Source organism: Stenotrophomonas sp. Steno-Z2 (assembly GCF_056393235.1).
In genome coordinates this window covers 22,572-36,297 of sequence record NZ_JBWJOY010000012.1, presented here as the reverse complement: position 1 = coordinate 36,297, position 13,726 = coordinate 22,572, and the positions used below count along the sequence as shown (strand labels likewise).

General features: G+C 69.5%; 9 protein-coding genes. 5 read left to right on the top strand and 4 right to left on the bottom strand.

What is annotated here, in order from left to right; genetic code table 11:
* The first annotated feature begins 26 nt into the window (after positions 1-26).
* Together AC06FP_RS16340 and AC06FP_RS16335 are read left to right on the top strand one after the other, a co-directional pair.
* Complete coding sequence (locus AC06FP_RS16340; RefSeq protein WP_478076263.1) at positions 27-1,709, top strand: long-chain fatty acid--CoA ligase; 1,683 nt, start codon at positions 27-29, stop codon at positions 1,707-1,709.
* A gap of 158 nt (positions 1,710-1,867) precedes the next feature.
* Positions 1,868-2,743, top strand: a complete 876-nt coding sequence (locus AC06FP_RS16335) for a crotonase/enoyl-CoA hydratase family protein (RefSeq protein ID WP_478076262.1) — start codon at positions 1,868-1,870, stop codon at positions 2,741-2,743.
* Between the two features lie 24 nt (positions 2,744-2,767).
* Here the strand turns inward: AC06FP_RS16335 and AC06FP_RS16330 are convergent, their stop codons facing one another.
* The 4 genes from AC06FP_RS16330 to prfB all read right to left on the bottom strand — a co-directional run bounded on the left by AC06FP_RS16330 (position 2,768) and on the right by prfB (position 8,947).
* Positions 2,768-4,939, bottom strand: a complete 2,172-nt coding sequence (locus AC06FP_RS16330; RefSeq protein ID WP_478076261.1) for a response regulator — start codon at positions 4,937-4,939, stop codon at positions 2,768-2,770.
* Between the two features lies 1 nt (position 4,940).
* Positions 4,941-6,002 (bottom strand): cyclic di-GMP phosphodiesterase response regulator RpfG, encoded by a 1,062-nt coding sequence (rpfG, locus tag AC06FP_RS16325; protein ID WP_478076260.1) that lies wholly within the window; start codon positions 6,000-6,002, stop codon positions 4,941-4,943.
* Between the two features lie 194 nt (positions 6,003-6,196).
* Complete coding sequence (lysS, locus tag AC06FP_RS16320; protein ID WP_478076259.1) at positions 6,197-7,714, bottom strand: lysine--tRNA ligase; 1,518 nt, start codon at positions 7,712-7,714, stop codon at positions 6,197-6,199.
* Positions 7,715-7,821: 107 nt separating this feature from the next.
* Positions 7,822-8,947, bottom strand: a protein-coding gene (prfB, locus tag AC06FP_RS16315) for a peptide chain release factor 2 (protein ID WP_456116256.1) whose coding sequence is annotated in 2 segments (ribosomal slippage) — positions 7,822-8,871 and positions 8,873-8,947 — 1,125 coding nt in all. Because the reading frame shifts where the segments join, the coding sequence is not laid out codon by codon here.
* A 166-nt stretch (positions 8,948-9,113) separates the two neighbouring features.
* Here prfB and AC06FP_RS16310 point away from each other — a divergent pair.
* The 3 genes from AC06FP_RS16310 to AC06FP_RS16300 all read left to right on the top strand — a co-directional run bounded on the left by AC06FP_RS16310 (position 9,114) and on the right by AC06FP_RS16300 (position 13,725).
* Entirely contained in the window at positions 9,114-10,259 is a 1,146-nt protein-coding gene (locus tag AC06FP_RS16310; RefSeq protein ID WP_478076258.1) for a PPC domain-containing protein, read from the top strand.
* 116 nt (positions 10,260-10,375) lie between these two features.
* Positions 10,376-11,731, top strand: a complete 1,356-nt coding sequence (locus tag AC06FP_RS16305) for an ABC transporter substrate-binding protein (RefSeq protein ID WP_456116258.1) — start codon at positions 10,376-10,378, stop codon at positions 11,729-11,731.
* Positions 11,732-12,141: 410 nt separating this feature from the next.
* Complete coding sequence (locus AC06FP_RS16300) at positions 12,142-13,725, top strand: EAL domain-containing protein (protein WP_478076257.1); 1,584 nt, start codon at positions 12,142-12,144, stop codon at positions 13,723-13,725.
* Position 13,726: the final 1 nt, after the last annotated feature.

Here is a 13,726-nt window from a genome sequence, read left to right as displayed (position 1 = left end):
ACCACAACCATTTCCTGGAGGGGAAGATGAATCAGGAACGTCCCTGGCTGCAGAGTTATCCCGCCGGCGTGCCGGCCGAGATCGACGTCGATGAATTCCGCTCCGTGGCCGCGGTGTTCGATGCCTCCGTGGCCAAGTTCCGTGATCGTCCGGCCTACTCCAATTTCGGCAAGGTGCTGACCTACGGCGAAGCCGACGCGCTGGTGACCCGGTTCGCCTCCTACCTGCTGGGCGAGCTGCAGCTGAAGAAGGGCGACCGCGTGGCAGTGATGATGCCCAACTGCCTGCAGTACCCGATCGCCACCTTCGGCATCCTGCGCGCCGGCCTGACCGTGGTGAACGTCAACCCGCTCTACACCGCCCGCGAACTCAAGCACCAGCTGGTCGACGCCGGCGCCTCGGTGCTGGTGGTGGTGGACAACTTCGGCGACACCGTGCAGCAGGTCATCGCCGACACGCCGGTCAAACAGGTGGTCACCACCGGCCTGGGCGACATGCTCGGCTTCCCCAAGGGCGCGATCGTCAACTTCGTGCTCAAGTACGTGAAGAAGATGGTGCCCGACTACCGCATCAAGGGCGCCGTCCGCTTCCGCGAGGCGCTGCGGCTGGGCGCGCGCCATGCGCTGCCGCCGGTGGAGATCAGCCACGACGACATCGCCTTCCTGCAGTACACCGGCGGCACCACCGGCGTAGCCAAGGGCGCCATGCTGACCCACCGCAACCTGGTGGCGAACATGCAGCAGGCCTCGGCGTGGATCTCGGCCTCGGGCGTCAAGCCGGGCGAGGAAGTGATCATCACCGCGCTGCCGCTGTACCACATCTTCGCGCTGACGGCCAACGGCCTGGTCTTCATGAAGCTCGGCGGCCTGAACCACCTGATCACCAACCCGCGCGACATGAAGGGCTTCGTCAAGGAACTGCGCAACAACCGTTTCACCGCCATCACCGGCGTCAACACGCTGTTCAACGGCCTGCTCAACACGCCCGGCTTCGAGGACGTGGATTTCTCCGCGCTCAAGGTCACCCTGGGCGGCGGCATGGCGGTGCAGCGCGCCGTGGCCGAGCGCTGGAAGAAGATCACCGGCACCACCCTGGTGGAGGCCTACGGCCTGACCGAGACCTCGCCGGCGGCCTGCATCAACCCGCTGGACCTGGCCGAGTACAACGGCGCCATCGGCCTGCCCATCCCCTCCACCGACGCCTGCGTGAAGGACGACGACGGCAACAGGGTCGCCACCGGTGAGGTCGGCGAGCTGTGCATCCGCGGCCCGCAGGTGATGAAGGGCTACTGGCACCGCCCGGACGAAACCGCCAAGGCGATGGACGCCGAAGGCTGGCTGCACACCGGCGACATGGCGCGCATGGACGAGAAGGGCTTCTTCTACATCGTCGACCGCAAGAAGGACATGATCCTGGTGTCCGGCTTCAACGTGTACCCGAACGAGGTCGAGGACGTGATCGCGATGATGCCGGGCGTGCTGGAAGTGGCCGCGGTCGGCGTGCCGAACGAGAAGTCCGGCGAGGTGGTCAAGGTGGTCATCGTAAAGAAGGACCCGAACCTCACCGAGGAACAGGTCAAGGAGTTCGCCCGCGCCAACCTGACCGGATACAAGCACCCGCGCATCGTCGAATTCCGCAAGGAGCTGCCCAAGACCAACGTCGGCAAGATCCTGCGCCGCGAGCTGCGCGACGCGCCGCCGGCAGGCTGAAGCCGGCCTGTCCAGCGGTCCCGACGAAGGCCCCGCCGGCCCCGGCGGGGCCTTCGCGCATTCGCAGGGCCGGTACCGCGTGTAGGATCGCGGAGTGCCAGCGTCCGGCCCGCCGCCCACGCTTCCGATTCCGCGGGCCTCCTGCAAGGACCCAGCCCATGAGTGCGATCGAACTGCTGCCAATCGGCACCCCCGCCACCCCCTACTCCACCATCCGCGTGCACGACGATGCGGCCGGCGACGTGCACTGGCTGCACATGCATGCCGACGCCGGCCCCGGCGTGCGTCCCTGCTTCCGCAAGCCGCTGATGACCGAGATGCATGCCTACCTGGACGGCATCACCGGCAACCCGCAGGCCCGGCCCGACCGCCTGCGCCACCTGGTGCTGGCGTCGGCCGCCGATGCATTCAACCTTGGCGGCGACCTGGACGTGTTCTCCGCCCTGATCCGCGCCCGCGACGGCGACGGCCTGCTGCGCTACGCGCGCAGCTGCATCGACGGCGTGTACCGTTTCCATGCCGGCCTGGACGGCAGCTTCCGCACCATCGCCCTGCTGCAGGGCGACGCGCTCGGCGGCGGCCTGGAAATGGCCCTGTCCTGCCACACCATCGTCGCCGAGGAAGGCGTGGGCATGGGCCTGCCTGAAGTGCTGTTCGGCCTGTTTCCGGGCATGGGCGCCTACAACTTCCTCAGCCGCCGCGTGTCGCCGCAGCTGGCCGAGCGCATCATCCTGGAAGGCCGCGTGCATTCGGCCGAGGAAATGCACGCCATGGGCGTGGTCGACATCCTGGTGCCGCGCGGCCAGGGCGAGCAGGCGGTGAACGAGCTGATCCGCCAGCAGCAGCGCATCCCGCAGTCGTACCTGGCGATGAACGCGGTGCGCGGCATCTCCAACCGGGTCGATTACCAGGAACTGCTGGACATCACCCGGGTCTGGGTCGATGCGGCGCTGGCGCTGGACGAAAAGTCGCTGCGCACCATGGACCGGCTGGTCAAGGCGCAGACCCGCCGCAGCGGCCAGGTGCGGGCTTGAGCCGGACCGGGGCGGCGATGGAACTCAGCCGGTCACGTCGTCGTGCGATTGCGCGCGCCCACGGGCGCGCGCGTCCAGCGCCTGGCGGCCCTCCTGCAGCGCGGCACCGATGCGCGCGTGCAGCGGTTTCCATTCGCCCTTGAGTTGCCAGTCGGCCATGCGCATCAACTCTCCCCCCTGCCGGGCGACTTTCAGCAACCCCAGGTTGGCGGCCACGCCCTTGATCGCGTGGGCGTGCTCGCGCAACCGCGCCCAGTCCTCGCCCTGCGCATCGCCGGGCAAGGCATCGATGCCGCTTTCCAGGTCTTCCAGGCACTGGCGCACGAACTCGCGCTCGAAGCCCCTGCCCATGCCCAGCGCGGTCAATTCGTCCAGCACCCCGGTGTCGAGCACGGCGTCGGCATCGGCCACGGTGGGAATCACCGCGGCCATGTCGCGGCTGCCGGCGGCCGCGCCGCTGGCGATGTCGGCCATGGTTTCCAGCAGCCTGGCCGCGACCACCGGCTTGGCCATGAAGGCGTGCGCGCCGGCCTGGTTGCAGCGCTGGATGGCATCGGGCGTGACGTCGGCGCTGAGGATCACCACCGGCGTGCGCGGGCCGCCGCCGGCCTGCATCACCCGTAGCTGCCGCAGCAGGTCCAGGCCGCTCATGCCGGGCATGTGCAGGTCGGTGATGGCCACGTCGAACTCGCGCGCGGCCATGGCGTCCAGCGCTTCCTCGGCGCCGTGCACGCAGGTGACCCGGTGCCCGGCCTTCTGCAGCAGCCGCTGCAGCACCATGCGGTTGGCCTCGTGGTCGTCGGCGACCAGGATGTCCAGGCTGCGCACGCGCGCGCGGTGGCGGCGGAACGGATCGCTGAAGGCGATGACGTTGCCCGGGTCCTCGCCGGGCGCCGCTTCCGTACCCGCCGGCTCGCCCTCGGCGGCAGCGGGCGCCGCGGCACGGCCCAGCGGCAGTTCCACCCAGAAGCAGCTGCCGGCCGGCAGGTTCTCGCGGTAGCCGATCTCACCGCCCATCGCCTGGGCCAGGCCCTTGGCGATCGCCGTGCCCAGGCCGGTGCCCTCGTGGCGCCGGGCCATGGAAACATCGGCCTGCTCGAAGGCGTCGAACAGCCGCGGCCGCAGCGACGGCGCCACGCCGATGCCGGTGTCCAGGATCTCGAAGCGCAGCCGCAGCGGCCCGCCCTCGGACGGGCTCGCCGACACGCGGATCTCGACCCGTCCATGGTCGGTGAACTTGACCGCGTTGCCGGCCAGGTTGAGCAGGATCTGGCGCAGGTGGCCCAGGTCGCCGTGCAGGCCATCGGGCACGCCGGCTTCGACGAACACGCGGTAGTCCAGCCGCTTGGCGCGCGCCTGCGGCGCCAGGATCAGGCCGATCGACTGGATCAGTTCGGCCAGCGAGAAATCCTGGGCGTTGATGCGCAGCTTGCCGGCCTCGATGGCGGAGATGTCCAGCACCTCCTCCACCAGCGCCAGCAGGGTGCGCGCCGACGCCTGGATCGTGCCCAGGCACTCGCGCTGTTCCTCGTCCAGGCGGGTGGTGGCCAGCAGTTCGGTCATGCCCGACAGGCCGTTGAGCGGCGTGCGGAACTCATGGCTCATGTTGGCCAGGAAGCGGCTCTTGGCGTCGCTGGCGCGGCGCGCCTCGGCCATGGCCTCGGTCAGCTGCCGCAGCAGGCTGGAGAAATACAGCGGGATCGCCGCCAGCCCGACCAGCAGGCCGATGCCCAAGCCCAGGTTGCGCTGCCAGTATTCGCTCAGCGCCAGGGTGATGCCGAAACTGGCGGTGGCCATGGCCACGGCGAGCATCAGGTAGCGGTTGCCGAAGCGCATGCCGTTGCCGACGGTCACCCACATCACCACCACGTAGATGCAGGCCATCGGCTCGCCGATGGTGCTCATCGCCGCGGACATCAGCGCGTAGTCGTCGACCATGCCGAGGATGCGGCGCAGGTCCGAGCGCCCGGGCTTCCACAGCAGCCAGCCCATCAGCGCCAGCGACAGCCCCTGCGCGATCAGGATCAGGGTGATCACCAGCCGCAGCTGCGCCGGCGGCAGGTCCCAGCGCCCGGCCGACAGCAGCACGTAGCACAGGATCAGCGCGATCATCACGATGCGCACCAGCGCCTGCGCGTGCTCGCTGTCCCCGCGTTGCCGCAGGCGCTGCCGGAGCCAGGCGAAGGCGCTCGTCATCTCAGGCTTCCGGTCTCGGGAAGGCGGCCGAGTAGCGCGCGCAGACCTCTTCCAGCCGTTCGCGCGCCTGCAGCAGCGCGTCGACGCAGCGCGGGCAGAACAGGCGCCCGCGCTGGGCGTAGAGATAGGCCAGCGCGGCGTCCATCGACCAGGCCTCCTTGTAGGGGCGTGGCGAGAGCAGCGCGTCGAACACGTCGGCCACCGCGACGATGCGCGCCTCCAGCGGGATCGCCTCGCCCACCAGGCCGTCGGGGTAGCCGCTGCCGTCGAAACGCTCGTGGTGGCGCAGGGCGATGGTCGCGCCCATCTGGATGAAGCGGTTGTTGCTGCCGCTGAGCAGTTCGTGGCCGATGCGCGGGTGGCGGCGCATGACCGCCATCTCCTCCTCGTCCAGCCTGCCGGACTTGAGCAGGATGGCGTCGGGGATGGCGATCTTGCCCATGTCGTGCAGCGGCGCGGCCATCTCGATGGTGCGCACCTCCTCGGCGGGCAGGCCGAGTTCGTCGGCGATCAGCCCGGCGACGTGGGCCATGCGCTCGAGGAAGGCGCTGGTGCCCGCGTCGCGGTACTCGATGGCCCGCGCCAGCCGCGACAGGGTCTCGCGCTCGCGCTCCTCGACCTCGTGCATGCTGGCCAGCAGCCGCTGTTCCAGCGACAGCGCGCGCTGGCGCACGCTCTGGCTGTGGCGGCGCAGCTGCAGCAGGTTGTTGCAGCGCGCGCGCAGTTCGCGCGGGCGGATCGGCTTGACCAGGAAGTCGATGACCCCGGCCTCCAGCGCGCTCTGCCGCAGCGGCTCATCGCCGACCACGGTGATCAGCACGATGGGCACGTCGCGGTTGCCCGGCAGGCGCCGGAAGCGCTGCGCGAACTCCAGGCCGTCCATGTTCGGCATGCGGTAATCCAGCAGCAGCAGGTCGGTCTCGTGCGACTGGCACCAGGCCAGCGCCTCCAGCGGATCGGCGAAGTCGTGCACGCCGAGCTCCGGCGAGATGTCTTCCAGCACATGCCGCACCATGCTGCGGGCCGATGTCTGGTCGTCGACGATGACGATTTCCAAGCGCATGTGACTGTCTGTCCGATGAAACCGCTGTTGCCGGGAAGGGAGGCTCCCGGCACGCCGCGCCTCCTCACCGGCCCCTGCGGGCGCGGTCCGGCGGACATCGCATCATCAACTGCATGCGCCGGCCCTGCAATACGCCGGCGCCCGGGCGTACCCCGAAACCGGCGCACGGCGCGCCGGACAGGCGTGGCCGGCGGTCAGTTTTCCGGGCGCATGTACGGGAACAGCAGCACGTCGCGGATCGAGGCGCGGCCGGTCAGCATCATCACCAGGCGGTCGATGCCGATGCCCAGGCCGCCGGTCGGCGCCATGCCGTATTCCAGCGCGCGGATGTAGTCCGAGTCGTAGTGCATGGCCTCGTCGTCGCCGCCCTGCTTGGCCTCCACCTGCGCCTGGAAACGCGCGGCCTGGTCCTCCGGATCGTTCAGCTCGGAGAAGCCGTTGGCGATTTCCTTGCCGTTGATGAACAGCTCGAAGCGGTCGGTGTAGCCCGGCTCGGTGTCGCTGGCGCGCGCCAGCGGCGATACCTCCACCGGGTGGTCGGTGATGAAGGTCGGCTGCACCAGGGTGTGTTCGACCGTGGCCTCGAAGATCTCCAGCAGCAGCTTGCCCCAGCCCCAGGACGGCTTGACCTTGATCTTCAGCCGCTCGCAGTGGCGCAGCAGCGCATCGCGGTCGGTGCAGTCGGCGGCGCTGATCTCCGGGTTGTGGTGGCGCACCGCCTCGTCCATGCGCCAGCGGCGGAAGGCCGGGCCCAGGTCGATGACCGCGCCGTCCCACTCCACGGTGGTGGTGCCCAGCACCTGCTGCGCCACGTCGCGGATCACGCCTTCGGTCAGGTCCATGACCTCGTTGTACGTGGCGTAGGCCTCGTACAGCTCCATCATGGTGAATTCCGGGTTGTGGCGGGTGCTCACGCCCTCGTTGCGGAAATTGCGGTTGATCTCGTACACGCGCTCCAGGCCGCCGACCACCAGGCGCTTGAGGTACAGCTCCGGCGCCACGCGCAGGTACAGGTCCAGGTCCAGCGCGTTGTGGTGGGTGGTGAACGGCTTGGCGGTGGCGCCGCCGGGGATGTAATGCATCATCGGCGTCTCGACCTCGAGGAAGTCGCGCGCGTCCAGCCAGGCGCGCATGGCGCGGATGATTCGCGAGCGCTTGACGAACACCTCGCGCGACTCCGGGGTCACGATCAGGTCCACGTAGCGCTGGCGGTAGCGCTGCTCGACGTCGGCCAGGCCATGCCACTTGTCCGGCAGCGGGCGCAGCGACTTGGTCAGCAGGCGCAGGCCGGTGACCTTGACCGACAGCTCGCCGGTCCTGGTGCGGGTCAGGCCGCCTTCGACGGCGATGATGTCGCCCACGTCCCAGCCCTTGAACGCGGCATAGGCCTCGTCCAGCGCGGTGGCCTGCAGGAACAGCTGGATGCGGCCGGATTCGTCCTGGATCTGGGCGAAGCTGGCCTTGCCCATGATGCGCTTGGCCATCAGCCGGCCTGCCATCTTCACGCTGCGGCCGGAAGCTTCCAGCGCCTCGGCGGTCCAGGTATCGGCGTCGGCGAACTCGGCCTGCAGCGCGCCGGCGAAGTGTTCGCGGCGGAAGTCGTTCGGGTAGGCGATCCCCTGCCCGCGCAGCGCCGTGAGTTTCGCGCGGCGCTCGGCGATGAGGCTGTTCTCGTCGACGGGGGGCTGCGGCGCGGAGGTCTGGTCGTTCATGGCGTTGGCTTGGTGGTTGCGGGGGAGGAAACAGGCCCGGCCATCATGCCGATGGGCGGGCGGGAGGGCGAACGGGCGCGGCCGCCGGGGGCGGCCACGCGCGGTCCTTACGCGTCGATGCGTTTGGAGCCGGCTTCCAGGCCGGACTTGAGGCTGGCCTCGACGAACTCGTCCAGGTCGCCGTCGAGCACCTTCTGCGTGTCGCTGCGCTCGATGCCGGTGCGCAGGTCCTTGATGCGGCTCTGGTCCAGCACGTAGTTGCGGATCTGGCTGCCCCAGCCGATGTCGGACTTGGTGGCTTCCACCGCGTCCTTCTCGGCGTTGCGCTTCTGGATTTCCAGCTCGTACAGCTTGGCGGCCAGCATCTTCATCGCGCGGTCGCGGTTGGCGTGCTGGCTGCGCTCGGTCTGGCAGGCCACCACCACGCCGCTGGGGACGTGGGTGATGCGCACGGCCGACTCGGTCTTGTTCACGTGCTGGCCGCCGGCGCCCGAGGAGCGGTACACGTCGGTCTTCAGGTCGGCCGGGTTGATCTGGATGTCGATGTTGTCATCCACTTCCGGCGACACGAACACCGAGGTGAAGCTGGTGTGGCGGCGGTTGTCCGAGTCGAACGGGCTCTTGCGCACCAGGCGGTGCACGCCGATCTCGGTCTTCAGCCAGCCGTAGGCGAAGTCGCCTTCCACGCGGAAGGTCGCCGACTTGATGCCGGCCACTTCGCCGCCGGAGACTTCCAGCAGCTCGGTCTTCCAGCCGCGGCTCTCGGCCCAGCGCAGGTACATGCGCAGCAGGATCTCGGCCCAGTCCTGGGCCTCGGTGCCGCCGGCGCCGGCCTGGATGTCGACGAAGGCGTTGGCCGAATCCATCTGCCCGGAGAACATGCGCTGGAATTCCAGCTTCTCGATCTGGGCCTGGTACTTGTCCAGGTCGGCGACCACGGCCAGCGCGGTGTCCTCGTCCTGCTCGCTCTCGGCCAGGTCCAGCAGCTCGCCGCACTCGGCCATGCCGTCGAGCACGGTGGCGATGCCGAGCACGGTCTTCTCCAGGCTGGCGCGTTCGCGGCCCAGGTTCTGCGCGTACTCGGCGTTGTTCCAGACGTCGGGGCTTTCCAGCTCCCGGGTTACTTCCTCAAGACGCTCTTTCTTGGCGTCGTAGTCAAAGATACCCCCTGAGCGAGACCACACGATCGGTAAGATCGGCGATTCGCTGGCGGACGGGATTCAGTTCGATCATGGTCGGTCCATGCAGGTGCAGACAAGCCGGCAATTCTAGCATCGCGCACCGCCGCCGTCGGCGGCGCGCGGAAGCCGGCATGGTTCACGGTACGGCCGGCGCTTGCCGTTAGAATCCCGGCCAGCCGCGCCCCGCGCGGCCCTTTCAACCGACAAGGACTTCTCGCTTGAACACACGCCCCACCCGCCTGTTCGCCGCCCTCTCCCTCACCCTGGCCCTGGCCGCCTGCCAGAAGCTGGGTAGCGGTGGTGGCGACAACACCCCCAGCCTTGCCGTGGGCGACAGCGTCTCCGGTGAAATCACCTCGTCCAGCCGCCTGAACTACAACGACGGCAGCCGCCACCAGGGTTACCGGGTCACCCTCAAGAACGGCCAGGCCGTGGCCCTGGAACTGGGCGGATCGCTCAACGGCCAGCTGTCGGTGTTCGACGGCCAGAGCCTGCTGGCCACCGCCTCTGCGCGCGGCCAGGAGGGCGAAGGCCCGGGCAGCGTCAGCCTGGCGTTCAAGGCGCCGAAGGACGGCACCTACCTGGTGGCGGTGAACAGCGCCGGCTCGGATTCGTTCGGGCCGTTCAAGCTCAAGAGCAGCGCGGTCACCCCGTACGACGGCAAGCCGCTGGGCGCCGACAGCGAGGCCATCGACTGGCTGATGGGCGAAAAGCAGGACTACAAGCTTAAGGTGGACAAGGCCGGCATCTACACCATCGGCATGGATTCGGGCGCGCTGGACGCCTACCTGCACCTGACCGGCCGCGGCGTCGACATCGAGGACGACGACAGCGGCGGCAACCTCAACGCGCGCATCCGCGCCTACCTGGAGCCGGGCGACTACACCATCGCCGCCTCGTCGCTGAACGGCGGCACCGGCTCGTTCAAGCTCAAGGTCGGCCTGGCCCCGGTCGACAAGGACCTGGTCATCCGCGACGGCAGCGCCCTGACCATCGGCCAGACCGTGCAGGGCATGGTCGATTCGCGCGGCCGCCGCAGCTTCGTGCTCAACTTGGACAGCGCGCGCCACCTGCAGTTCGACGCCCTCGCCGACAACTTCGACTCGGTGCTGCGCATCAACGGCCCCGGCATCGATGCCGAGGACGATGACGGCGGCAACGGCACCAATGCCCGCCTGACCCTGCAGATGGGGCCGGGCCGCTACACCGTGACCGTGTCCAGCTTTGGCAGCCAGCAGGGCGTGTTCGAACTGGAAACCACCGACCTCGGGGGCGACATGGCCGCCCCCGCCAACAGCAACCGCAAGGATGCCGCCGACGCGGCGGCCGACGCCGCAGCCGCCGCGGCGGAAGCGGCAAACTGAGCGCTTCCGGCCGGCGGCACGCCCCGTCGGCCGGAGTCCCCTGGCCCGCCCCCTGTCCGTTCGCATGCCCCGCGTGCGGTGGCGGCCGCCCCTGTTCCAACCCAGGAAGAACCACAGTGAAACGATTTGCAGCAGGATTGCTGACCCTTGCCATCGCCGCCGGCCTGAATTCCCCCGTTCACGCCGCCCCCGCCGCCCGTCCGCTCGCCAGCAACGGCGAGACCTCGGGCGAAATCACCTCCGCCACCGCGCTGAACTACAGCGACGGCAGCCGCAGCCAGTTGTTCAGTCTGCAGCTGGCCGCCGGCCAGGCGGTCTCGCTGAAGCTGGAAGGCCCGCTCAACGGCACGCTCGCCGTGTTCCACCGCGATCAGCTGGTCGGCCGTACCGGCTCCAACTGCAACTGCAGCGACAACGGCCAGCTCAGCGTGCGCGCCGACAAGGCCGGCCAGTACCTGGTCGCGGTCAGCGGCGCCGATGCCAGCGCGTTCGGCCCGTTCCACCTGACCGCCACCCCGATCGTCGCCTATGACGGCAAGCCGCTGGCCGCCGGCAAGCGCATCACCGACTGGCTGGCCAATGCGCGCCAGGAGTACGTGCTGCAGGTGGACAAGCCGGGCCTGTACACCCTCAACCTGGAATCGGACGCGTTCGACACCGTGCTGGCACTGAGCGGCGAAGGCGTGGAGCTGGAAGACGACGATGGCGGCAACAACACCAATTCGCGCCTGGTGACCCCGCTGCAGCCGGGCCGCTATACGGTGAGCGCCCGCGGCATCGACCAGAGCGCCGGTGGCGGCGCGTTCTACCTGGGCGTGGAACAGGCCGACTTCCCGGAGGGGCTGGTGTTCGAGGACGGCCAGGCGCTGCCCATCGACGCCACGGCCAGCGGCTTCATCAATGCCGACGGCACCCGCAGCTTCGTGTTCACCCTGCCGGAACGCCGCCGCGTGCAGTTCGACGCCAGCAGCCGCGACATCGACCCCCTGCTGACCGTGCAGGGCGGCGACATCGTGCTCAGCGACGACGATGGCGGCGGCGGGGTCAACGCGCGCCTGTCGCAGGTCCTGGACCCGGGCGAATACAACGTCTCGGTGCGTTCGGTGAACGGCCGCGGCGGCATCTTCCAGCTCGCCACCAGCACCGCGCCGGCGCCGGACGGCCCGACCCGGCCGGTCCTGGCCCTGGGCCGCGAAACCAGCGGCCAGCTGGTCGCCGGCTCGCGCAGCCTGTACACGCTGGAGATCCCGCGCAAGGGCCGCTACGTCATCAGCATGACCGGCATCAACGGCCTGGACGGCATGGTCACCCTGATGCGCGACGGCCAGGAGGTCGCCTCGCAGGACGACAGCGACAACAGCCTGGATCCGCACCTGGAAGTCGAGCTGGAAGCCGGCCGCTACGTGCTGATGGCGCACAGCTTCGACTCGTCCGCCGCCGGCGGCTACCGGCTGCTGGTCCGCCGCCGCTAAGCGCCGCGGCAGGCGGCAAAGCCGGCTGGCGACAGCCGGCTTTGCTGGCCGGCATTCCCGGCAACATGCGCGGCGGGGCCGGAACCGGCCCCGCCGCTTGCGTTCTCACTTGCCCCTTGGCCCGACGCCGCCGCGCTGGTACCCGGCAGGTTCCTGGTCTACATTCGGCGGCAGGTCGCCTTCACGGACTCTTCACCCGAAGCTCCCGTCGCGGCCCCGATGGGCCGCGGCTGGCATGGGGATGCCCGGCCCGGCCTGTTCGACTGCTGCCGCACCACCCGGGCACCAGGGGCCAGGCCACGCGCAGGGAAGCGCCCGGTATCGCAGGGGAGGAGTGCCCGGCGTCCGCGTGCCGCGTTTTCCAAGCCGTCCCCGAATGGCACCACGGACAGCGCCGGATACCTCGCCGCATGACCCTGCTGGAACACAGGAAACGCCGACCGCCGCTGTTGTCGCTGACGATGGCGCTGGTCATCGCGCTGCCGACGGCCGCCGCGCTGCTGTTCGCCTACCGGGAGAGCCTGGGCGGCTTCCAGGAAATCGCCGCGCTGATGACCCGCCAGGTGGTGCTGCGCACCGACGCCGTGGGCATCCAGATGCGCAGGGGCCTGGCCACGCTGGCCCCGCTGAAGCAGGGCGACCCGTGCACCCCGGCCGGCATCGCGTTGATGCGCGAAACGCTGCTGCGCTCGGACATGCTGGCCGACGTCGGCTACGTGCGCGACGGCCGGCTGCGCTGCTCCAGCTTCGGGCCGCAGGACCGGCCGCTGGGACAACCCGGGTTCATGAGCCGCAACGGCTATTGGCTGCGGCGCGGTGTCCGCCTGCACGACGCCATGGACACCACCCTGGTCGCGGCCACCGACCCGGCCAGCGGCCTGACCCTGTTCACCCACGAGAACGCCGTGCTCAACATCATTCCCACCGACCAGCCCTGGCAGGTGGCGGTGATCGGGCATGGCGTCACCGACACCGTGCTGGCGCAGCGCGGCGATTTCGATCCGCGCTGGCTGGGCCGGGTCGATTCCGGCGATTCGGGCTTCTTCGTCCAGGCCGGCCACCTGGTGGCCTGGGAACACTCGCGGATCGGCGCCTACACCGTGTTCGCCGCCCTGCCCTACGGCACCTGGGAGAAGAGCTGGATCAAGGCGTCCCTGCTCCTGGGCGGCATCGGCCTGGCGCTGGGCGTGTTCCTGGCCAGCCTGATGGCGCGCAGCATCAAGCGCAGCAGTTCGCTGCGCGCGCAGCTGCGCCGCGCGCTCAAGGGCAACGAGCTGTTCCTGGAATACCAGCCGGTGGTGGAGCTCGCCTCCGGCCGCTGGGTGGGCGCCGAGGCGCTGATGCGCTGGCGGCGCCCCACCGGCGAGCTCATCGGCCCGGGCATCTTCGTCCCGATCGCGGAAAAGAACGGGATGGCGCCGGAACTGCGCAACCGGCTGATCCAGCTGCTCGAACGCGATGCCGCGCCGCTGTTCGCGCGGCATCCTGCGTTCCACCTGGCGCTGAACTTCAGCGCCAATGACCTGGGCGACCCCGCCGATATCCTGGCGCGCCTGCGGCAGGCCCTGGCGCGCGTCGGCGCCACGCCCGGCAACCTCATCATCGAGATCACCGAGATGGTGTGCATGGACGCGGACAACGCCAGCGCCGCCATCAATGCCCTGCACCAGGCCGGCATCAGCATCGCCATCGACGATTTCGGCACCGGCTATTCCAGCCTGTCGCACCTTGCCCAGCTCCGCTTCGACTACCTGAAGATCGACAAGTCCTTCGTCGATTCGATCGGCACCGGCTCGGTCACCCGCAACATCATCGACCACATCATCGAGATGGCCGGATCGCTCGGCACCGGGACCGTCGCCGAAGGCGTCGAGACCCAGGCGCAGGCCGACCACCTGCGCGGGCGCGGCGTGCAGTACGCCCAGGGCTGGCTCTACGCCCGCTCGATGCCGATGGAGGAACTGCTGGCGCGGCTGGCGCAGCGCGGCGACTGAA